The organism is Acidisoma sp. L85 (genome assembly GCF_009765865.1).
Classification (GTDB): Bacteria; Pseudomonadota; Alphaproteobacteria; order Acetobacterales; family Acetobacteraceae; genus Acidisoma.
In genome coordinates this window covers 425,139-433,717 of the sequence record NZ_LMUQ01000052.1, presented here as the reverse complement: position 1 = coordinate 433,717, position 8,579 = coordinate 425,139, and the positions used below count along the sequence as shown (strand labels likewise).

General features: G+C 60.6%; 9 protein-coding genes and 1 pseudogene. 4 read left to right on the top strand and 6 right to left on the bottom strand.

Annotated features, from left to right (window positions below):
- Positions 1–619 precede the first annotated feature (619 nt).
- Complete coding sequence (locus GSQ83_RS17805; RefSeq protein WP_158804190.1) at positions 620–1,462, top strand: MOSC domain-containing protein; 843 nt, start codon at positions 620–622, stop codon at positions 1,460–1,462.
- An 89-nt stretch (positions 1,463–1,551) separates the two neighbouring features.
- On the opposite strand, the gene GSQ83_RS17800 is transcribed toward GSQ83_RS17805, so the two are convergent.
- Positions 1,552–1,857: a hypothetical protein gene (locus GSQ83_RS17800; RefSeq protein ID WP_216850296.1), complete on the bottom strand. Its 306-nt coding sequence runs from the start codon at positions 1,855–1,857 to the stop codon at positions 1,552–1,554.
- Positions 1,858–2,155: 298 nt separating this feature from the next.
- Positions 2,156–2,728 carry a TetR/AcrR family transcriptional regulator gene (locus GSQ83_RS17795; protein WP_158804188.1) on the bottom strand — a complete coding sequence of 191 codons (573 nt, stop codon included), beginning with the start codon at positions 2,726–2,728 and terminating at the stop codon, positions 2,156–2,158.
- A 217-nt stretch (positions 2,729–2,945) separates the two neighbouring features.
- Between GSQ83_RS17795 and GSQ83_RS17790 the strand changes: the two genes are divergently transcribed.
- Positions 2,946–3,287: a DoxX family protein gene (locus GSQ83_RS17790; RefSeq protein WP_158804187.1), complete on the top strand. Its 342-nt coding sequence runs from the start codon at positions 2,946–2,948 to the stop codon at positions 3,285–3,287.
- A 60-nt stretch (positions 3,288–3,347) separates the two neighbouring features.
- Here the strand turns inward: GSQ83_RS17790 and GSQ83_RS17785 are convergent, their stop codons facing one another.
- Both GSQ83_RS17785 and GSQ83_RS17780 read right to left on the bottom strand, forming a co-directional pair.
- Entirely contained in the window at positions 3,348–4,325 is a 978-nt protein-coding gene (locus GSQ83_RS17785; RefSeq protein ID WP_158804186.1) for a zinc-binding alcohol dehydrogenase family protein, read from the bottom strand.
- A gap of 88 nt (positions 4,326–4,413) precedes the next feature.
- Entirely contained in the window at positions 4,414–5,160 is a 747-nt protein-coding gene (locus tag GSQ83_RS17780; protein ID WP_158804185.1) for an SDR family NAD(P)-dependent oxidoreductase, read from the bottom strand.
- Between the two features lie 226 nt (positions 5,161–5,386).
- Between GSQ83_RS17780 and GSQ83_RS17775 the strand changes: the two genes are divergently transcribed.
- Positions 5,387–6,319 carry a LysR family transcriptional regulator gene (locus GSQ83_RS17775; RefSeq protein ID WP_158804184.1) on the top strand — a complete coding sequence of 311 codons (933 nt, stop codon included), beginning with the start codon at positions 5,387–5,389 and terminating at the stop codon, positions 6,317–6,319.
- Between the two features lie 125 nt (positions 6,320–6,444).
- On the opposite strand, the pseudogene GSQ83_RS17770 reads toward GSQ83_RS17775, so the two are convergent.
- Positions 6,445–6,603, bottom strand: a pseudogene (locus GSQ83_RS17770) (winged helix-turn-helix transcriptional regulator); the annotation flags it as partial.
- A gap of 236 nt (positions 6,604–6,839) precedes the next feature.
- Here GSQ83_RS17770 and GSQ83_RS17765 point away from each other — a divergent pair.
- Positions 6,840–7,652: a methyltransferase domain-containing protein gene (locus GSQ83_RS17765; protein WP_158804182.1), complete on the top strand. Its 813-nt coding sequence runs from the start codon at positions 6,840–6,842 to the stop codon at positions 7,650–7,652.
- 228 nt (positions 7,653–7,880) lie between these two features.
- Here the strand turns inward: GSQ83_RS17765 and GSQ83_RS17760 are convergent.
- Positions 7,881–8,579 (bottom strand): SUMF1/EgtB/PvdO family nonheme iron enzyme (locus GSQ83_RS17760; protein ID WP_158804181.1); only part of this gene is annotated, 699 nt, incomplete at its 5' end.

The window sequence follows — 8,579 nt, the reverse complement described above, 5'->3', positions numbered from 1 at the left end:
CGTGGACTGCGGCCCGAAACCTGCAGACACAAGCTCCTGAAGCAGAGTTACATTGCTACCCGTGAAGTTCGACAGCAATTGGCCGCCTGCAACAGTTGCAGCTGCCATCATCAAATCCTTCAAAAAGGCGTGAACTCATCAAGATGTGATCTCGCTAACGGGGCTACTACCGGGCGGGATAAATGATCGCAAGGGGGTATAAGCCAAAGGGTACTGTTTAGGTCTATAGTTCAATCACCGGTTGTTTTAGATTAGAGATCTCTGGTTGCATCCGTTCGCCCGCGAGCAGCTTTTGAGTGTTTTACCGCAAAGGCGACTAACGGGCGTGTCATAACGACTGGAGCGTGCAATCCGCTCCGCTCACGCGAACGCAGTTAACGTGCGAACGTATCTAAGGCGACGCGCATGACTGCGAGTGTCATTGCGAACGGCTTGATGCAACGGTTGTCCGATTCATCAAGACCGCGGGAAACCTTGGTCACGCGGTTGCACGAGACAGGACGCGGCTCATCATGACTGATGCTCGCCGCCGCCCGCTCCTCCGAACCCCTCAAAGCGCAACCATTAGCTACAATAAACGACTCGTGACAAAATCGAGTCGGTCGAGGAGTATCGCTGGATGTCGCATCGTGACCTGGATCTCCAGTCCTTGCACATCTATCCTGTCAAGTCCCTGCGCGGCTATGCCGAGGCGCAGGTGGACGTTGCACGCTGGGGTTTCGAGCAAGATCGTCGCTGGATGGTTGTACTTCCTGACGGTAAGTTTCTGAGCCAAAGGGAGCGGCCGATGATGGCGCGAATTTCGGCAAAGCCAGGAGCGGGCGGGCTGGCACTTTCGACCGACTTCGCTGGGGGGCCTTGGGTCCCGCTCCCGACCGCGGCAGCCGGGCGTCGAAACGTCCGAGTTTGGGGCGACCACCTGACAGCGCTGGACGGTGGCCCGGCGGCGCGCGCCTGGTTGAGCGGCGAACTGGGCACCGACTGTAGCCTTGTCTATATGGATGACACGAATGCGCGGCCGGTCGATCCTGCCTATGCCATGGCTGACGACCGCACGGCATTCACCGATGGATTTCCCGTGCTCGTCACCAACACCGCATCGCTGGTTGCACTGAACCACGAGCTGCCCGCGCCGATCACCATGGACCGTTTCCGGCCAAATATCGTGCTGAGCGGCGCGCAAGCCTGGGAGGAGGACCACTGGCGCCGCATCCGCATTGGTGCCGTGAAATTTCGCGTCGCCAAACCCTGTGCCCGATGCGCCGTTACGACGGTGGATCAGATGACCGGAGCACGGCCCGACAAGACTGAACCGCTACGTGTCTTGTCGCAGCTCCGCCGTTCGGCCGATGGCGTGATTTTCGGCCAGAACCTCATTCCCGAAACACCTGGCCGAATTGCGCTCGGCGATCCTGTGGAGGTCCTCGAAACCGGGGCGAGCAATCTGCGATTTAATCGCTGATACCTAAATCCAAGTCATTCGCGAAAAGCGACGAGCCGAACACCAACCCTAAGTACGCTTGGGTTCGAAAGCGACGCCGCTAGTTGAAATTACGCTAGTGCTCGCTGGACGGCGATCCGGGCCTCCTCCAAGTCGCTCAACATCCGGACGTGCATGGCGTGATAGCGGCCGACTTCGTCTCGGTCAAGCCGGTGACCGTCCCGCAGTTTAGACAGCCATGTACGAACTGGACCTGGTGGTAAGTCTTCAGGTCCGACATCGATCGCCTTCGGCCGATCGTCGAAAAAGACCATGAGTGCGCGATAGCCCTCAAGTTCCTTGTCGTGGAGGAGAACATTATGGTCCAGCAGTTCGAAAATGTCTGCCAAGCCTATGGAGAGCAGCGTATTGAACACGCTGTTCATGCTCCTGGCTTCAACAAAGTCGGAATCCAGAGGGCCTCTGTACAACACGGAGACCTTCGACAGAGCGTAAACTGCCCCCTTGAGCTTAGGCTGCACCCGCAGTGCGAAAGCAGCCAACTTTTCAGCCGGAGGATGATCTAGTGTCTCATGCATACCCGCTATTTGGATACGCAACGACTACTTTAACCTTGATATCAAATTCTTTTGATACCAATGCTTTTGTGGGTGCGAAAATTTGGAAGGCGTGAACCTGTGATCGGCTGCTTCTTCGTGGGGTCCGCGGTGGCGATCAGGCTACTGCAAACCGGATCGCATCCTCGATTTGCTCGGCAAAGCGAGCGCTAATGTCCGGAACCTCCAGGCCAATAGCAGCTTCCAGATAGGCGTCGCCAAACGCCAAGTTCACGAAGCCCGATGCACGCCGCGCGCACTCACGCGGCGTCTTGCCCAAAGCTGCGAGCATGGCGCTCACCCTTGATCTCAGCACAGCTGAACCCGACTGCTCGAACATCCGCGCCAGCACCGGATACCGCCAGCCATCGGCCACAATAAGGCGATAAATCCCCAAAGCTTCGGGGCGAACAAGCTCTGCTGTGAAGGCCAGCGCTTCCGCGCGAAGACGGTCCTCCAGCGACCATTTCATATTTTGGGCGGGAGCCTGCGCCGCCTCGGCCCGCATGTATTGGCACATGCTCGTAATCAGGGCTTCGAACAACTCTTCCTTGGACCTGAAGTGGCGGTAGATTGTCATTTTTGAGATGCCGCTCTCGGCCGCCACGCGCTCAAGGCTCGCCCCGGACCAGCCTGCCTGGAGGAAAATCGGGCGGGCCGCGGCCAGAATAGCCGCCCGCTTCTCCGCCATCCGCTGCCAACGAGGGTCATCTGGTTTCCAGCTACGCGAAGCCGGCGATGGACTTAGCTGTTGCACGCGATACGGTTCCGTATTACATGATGACGCGATACGCTAACGTATCACATCAACTCTCACGGAAACTGTCCATGCGCAAGCCCGAAGACGTCGCACACCTCTTCGCCGAGATCATGATCGATACCTGGCTCAGCCGGCGTGGAGCCAGCGCATGAGCGCTTGGGCAGTCGGCCTGTCGATAGTGACGGCGCTCGCATTTACCGCCGCGGCGGCGGCTAACGCTTTTGATCTTGGTGGCACCGCGAAGAACTTCCGCGACTGGGGCTACCCGCGCGCGTGGCGTTTCATCACCGCGCTCCTTGAACTCGCGGGTGCGGCTATGATCGTTGTGCCGCAAACGCGGCCAGCGGGCGTCGCGTTGCTGGGGGCGGTGATCGTAGGTGCTGTCGCAACCTTGGTCCGGTTCCGCGCTGGGTGGTCACATCTGGCTCCGGCGCTTGGCTTCGGTCTGTTGCTGATCGCGGAAAGCGTGTCGGCCGGATGGTTCATCTAGTCTTTCACCTCGACCAACCCGGCACCCCGCATCTGAGACTCCGGAGCCGAGTCGGTTCACTCAAGTCAGTATGACAATCTTACCCTCGGCCCGGTTCTCATCCATGCAGCGATGCGCTTCAACGATATCGTCGAGTTTGAAGACTGGCCCTTGCTGGAACCGAAGGACGCCACTCTCGATCTTGCTGAGCAGATCTTCCCATGGCATGTCCAGCATGACATCGACGCGACTGCCATAGGTGGTGAGATAGGTGCCAGCGGGGATAGTGCTCATCGGCGAGAAGTGTTCTATCTCCCAGCTATCGCCCAGTCCACCGGCCAAGCATACGATACCGTGCAGCGCGGCGCAGGCCAGGCTATCCGCGAGACTGCTGGTGCCCACCAGGTCCAGCACCCCGCCCACACCGTCCGGGAAGATCTTCTTCAGCTCGGCGCTGATCGTTTCGTTATCGATCAACGCGTGATCGGCCCCATTTTTTCGCAGCAATGCAAACCGCTGCTCGTTGCGTGTCGTGGCGACAACCGTCAAGCCTTCGTGCTTGGCCAGCGTGGCCGCGGCGAGCCCGATTGAGCTCGTGCCTCCCCGGATCAGTAGGCTGCCCCCTCGCGCGACCCGCAGCGAGCGGTGAAGTGCCCCCCAGACCGTCTGCAACATCTCCGGCAAGGCGCCAAGAGTCGTCCAATCGAGCTTTGTGCGAAGTCTGCGGATCTGCCCAGCCGGAACACAGACGAACTCGGCATAGCCACCATCAAAGTCCCGCCCCATGCCCCCCATCACCGTGGCTACGGTCTCGCCAATTGCGAATCCACTATCCGGCGCGGCGTCGACTGTGCCGGTCGCCTCGATACCGAGTATGCGGGGAAATCTTACGCCAGGAGAATCGCCTCGTCGCGTGTAGACCTCCGATCGATTCAAACCAAAGGCGTGAACGCGGATGCGAACCCAGCCTGGAGCAGGCTGAGGAACCGGTCGCTCCTCGATCCGGATTGCGTCGGGGCCGCCCGGAGTGTGAACGACCGCTGCCTTCATTCCGACCATTGCATCACCTTTTGGATCCGGCCGAAGCTGCCGCCTGTCGGGGAAGGAAGCCCGAACACTTAGAGCAAGGCAAGTCCGGCTCGCGTGGTCACAGCTTCGAGCCGCCGTCGACGCGGATCGTGTCGCCGGTAATCCAGCGGGCCGCGTCTGAGGCGAGAAAGGCGATCACATCGCCGATATCGTCCGGCTGCGCGATGCGCTTCAGGGCTTGCAGGCTGAGCGTGAAATCCCGGCCCGCATCCGTCTTCGCGAAGGACGACATGTCGGTCGCGACGACACCGGGTGCGACAGCGTTGACACGGATTCCCCGCTCGCCGAGTGCCGTGGCGAAGTGCTTTACCAGGGTGTCCACGGCTCCCTTGGTCGCAGCATAGGCCGAAAGCGTGCCGACAGACGCATGCGCCGCGAGCGAGGAAAGCAGCACGATGCTGCTCCCGGTACCAAGTATCGGCAGTAGTTGCTGCACCAGGAAGAACGGCGCTCGAACATTGACGGCGAATAGCCTGTCAAATTCCTCGACTGTGGCGTCCTCAATCGTCACCGATGCGGTGACGCCCGCATTGGCGACGAGAATGTCCAGCCGGTCACCGATGATTTTGCGGACCTGAACGGCGAGCTTGTGCGGCGCGTCCGCGACCGCGAGATCAGCGCCCACCGCGTCGGCGCGGCCTCCGCCGGCCCGGATTTGTCGCACAACTTCGTCTGCGTCAGTCGCGGAACTTCCATAATGGACGAGCACCTGAGCACCAGCCTTGGCGAGGGCGAGCGCGGTCGAGCGGCCTATGCCGCGAGAGGCGCCGGTGACGAGAGCGGTCTTTCCTGAGAGCCTAGTCATGATTGGGCCTCTTTCTGGCGATGTTTGCCGGACGTCAACGCGGCTTGGTTACGCGTCCATATCTCGTATGTCGTCCCGGTCGTTCCTTAGCGGAGACACCAGGGAGCCGATCCGCTACGTCGCGTGGACCAGCCCCTCGCGATGTCTGGACATAGGTTCCACTGGCGGTCTGGAAAAAGACTTTCTAAGGTGCCCCTCCGATACCTGACAGGCATGGGGCCGACCGGTGGAGCTTCGCCATCTTCGCTACTTTATTGCAGTCGCCGAGGAAGGCAGTCTGACGGTCGCGGCGGCACGCCGGCTGCACACGGCGCAACCGTCGCTTAGCCGCCAAATCAGGGACCTGGAATACGAGGTAGGCGCCCAGCTCCTGACCCGCAGCGCCCGCGGCGTCGAGCTGACTGCGGCCGGCCGGGCGTTTCTGGAGCATGCAAAGCTGGCCCTGGCGCAAACGGAAGCGGCGGTTGATGCGGCGCGGCGGGCGGAAAAACCTGCCAGGCCACTCTTCGCTCTTGGCTTTCTCACCGGTCAGGAGATGGAATGGCTGCCGAGGACGATGAACATCCTTAAGGACGAACTGCCAAACATCGACGTTACCATCTCGAGCCAGTATTCGCCCGACCTCGCTGACAGCCTGATGCGGGGCAGGATCGACCTCGCGTTCCTGAGGCCCGAGCCCCAGATGCCCGACCTGGAATATCGGATCGTTGCGAAGGAACCTCTCCTCGTCGTCCTGCCGAGCGACCACCGCCTTGCCTCACGCGCAGCCATTTCCATCCAGGACATCGCGCAAGAGACGTTCATCGGCATGTCCAAGACGGCGCCGACCCTGCAGGTGATCATCGACGACTACTTGAAGCGCTCAGGCGTCGACATCCATGCGGCGCATCAGATCGACAATCTCGGCATGGCGATGTCGCTGGTCGCTTCGACACGGGGTGTCACGCTGCTGCCAGCCTATGCGCGGAATTTCCTGCCTTGGTCCGTCATCAGCCGTCCCTTGGAAGGCGAGGCACCGACGATCGACCTCGTGATGGGCTATAGGAAGTCCAATACATCTCGGATCCTGAAACTGTTCCTAGCGCGAAGTGACGAGTTGATTTCGCGTGCGGCGCACGAGCTACCTCGCCCGAGCGAGAGCACCAGGATGACGGCCTGATTCTTTGGCTGCTCCGAATGGTGCAGCCAGCCTGCTGCCGACGGACGCGCAATTTACGATGCTCCGTCTTTCTCTCCATCATACATGGCATGCGCTGCCTCGATCTCAGGCAGATGGTGATACGCTCATAGCCCGAGAGCCTGGACCGGTTTGGCCAGTGAATGCCCTAGCTCAGTCAGCTTGTAATCCACAGGCGGCGGGATCGATGGCGTGACAGTTCGCCTGATCAATCCGTCAGGCTCCAAATTGCGCAGAGTAAACATCAGCATTCGTTGCGAAATATCCTCAACGACGCGCTTATCGCAAGACTCATCAGTAGCAGTTACATTCGGTTACGTCTAATATCAACGCCTAAACGGCGAACTGGCTCACTGCGTGCGGGCCCGTCGCGTCCATGCGGCGAGCGAGTGGTGGACCCACCGAGGGCGGTTCATACTACTCGGTCTCGACAAGTCGTGCGAAGCACATCCGGCCGTGGCTGCATAACCCAACGATGAACCTTCAGCAGGGAGCCGGCGGTATGGGGACGGACAAGTCTGGACACTACCCACTTGAGCACCGGGAAGGCGAGATTGAGCGTCTGCACGTCCAGGGGCTTGCTCTTATCCATGAGACGGAGGCGATGCTGGACCGCATTGGCGTCGGGCCGGGCTGGGCATGTCTTGATCTGGGCTGCGGCCCCGGCGGCATCACCCATCTCCTTAGCGCCCGCGTCGGTAGTGCCGGCCGCGTCGTCGGCCTGGACGCCGACGCTATCTTCCTCGACCATGCGCGTGCGCATCGGGCCGCTAATGTCGAATATATGCTGGCGGACGCCTATCGCTCGAGCCTCCCGGATGGCTCGTTCGACTTGGTTCATGTGCGCTTTGTCGCTGGCACGGCCGGCCTGCCAGAAGCGCTGATCAGCGACGCCATGCGTCTCGCTCGTGCAGGCGGCACGGTCGCGTTGCAGGAACCCGACATGACGACGCTCGATTGCTATCCCCCGCACACGGCCTTCGCCCAGTTGAAGGACGCCCTAATCAGGGCATTCGCCATTTCCGGAGCCGACATCAACATCGCCCGGCGCCTGTTTGGTCTGGCTCGTGCCGCCGGCCTTCATGATGTTCATTACCGCCCCTTCCTCCTCGGCTTCCGCTCGGCGGATCCAATGAGCGATTACCTGCCTCTCACTGCGGAATCCCTACGGGGGACGATCACGCGAGCAGGGCTGATGTCAGCCTCCGAGATGGACGAAGCGCTGGCGGGCTGCCGGCGTCACTTGCGCGACCCGGGCACGGTTTCGACTCTATTCACAGTTGCTCAGGTCTGGGGATCTACCCCGATCGCCTAGTAAAGCACCAGCAATCACCAACCATCGCGAGAGCGGGTTTCTATTGGCAAGTTGAGATCAGAACGTCGCGCGATGTGACGCAAGACTTCACTGGGTGGCGACAGCGCCGGGACCGGCTAACTTGGCAATATGCATCGATGCGCGGTTGCGCGAGTGTGGCCTGCCGTTCCACCCAAATGCAGCCACTCATCCCAACGAGGCCAAGTCCCTTGAAAATTCGTACGATGGCTACGTGACATCTCTCGCAAGGCGAAGGCCAGAGAACTGCCAACGAGCATTGGGCGGGAAGAAGTTGCGATAGGTGAGCCGATCATGTCCCGCCGGTGTCGCGCAGGACCGCCCGCGGAGAACCATCTGATTGATCATGAACTTGCCATTGTATTCCCCTAGCGCTCCGGGGGCCGCATGATACCCCGGATAGGGAAGATAGGCGCTTGCCGTCCATTCCCAGACATCCTGCCGAACACCGGCATGCAGCGGACGAGGATGTGGCCGCACGGTCTTTTGCTCTTCCGCGCCGCCGCCATACAACTTTCCAGCAACCTCCCACTCAAACTCGGTCGGCAGCCGGTGCCCTGCCCACTCGGCATAGGCCGCAGCCTCGAAATAGCTCACATGGCAGACGGGTTCGTCCAGTCGAACGTCCTGCAATCCATGGAGTGTGAAGACCTGCCAAGCCTGGCCATTTCTGTACCAGTAGGCTGGTGCTTCCCATTGGCCCGCCTGCACCGCCGCCCATCCTTCGGACAACCAGAGTCCCGTATGACGGTAGCCGCCGTCCGCCATGAAGGCCAAGAATTCGCGATTGCTGACAGGCCGCTCGGCGATAGCAAAATCGCGCAATAGAACGTCATGCGCTGGCGTCTCGTTGTCAAATGCAAACGCACCGGCGGTTTCAGGCGACTGGTAGCCAACCTTGTAGATACC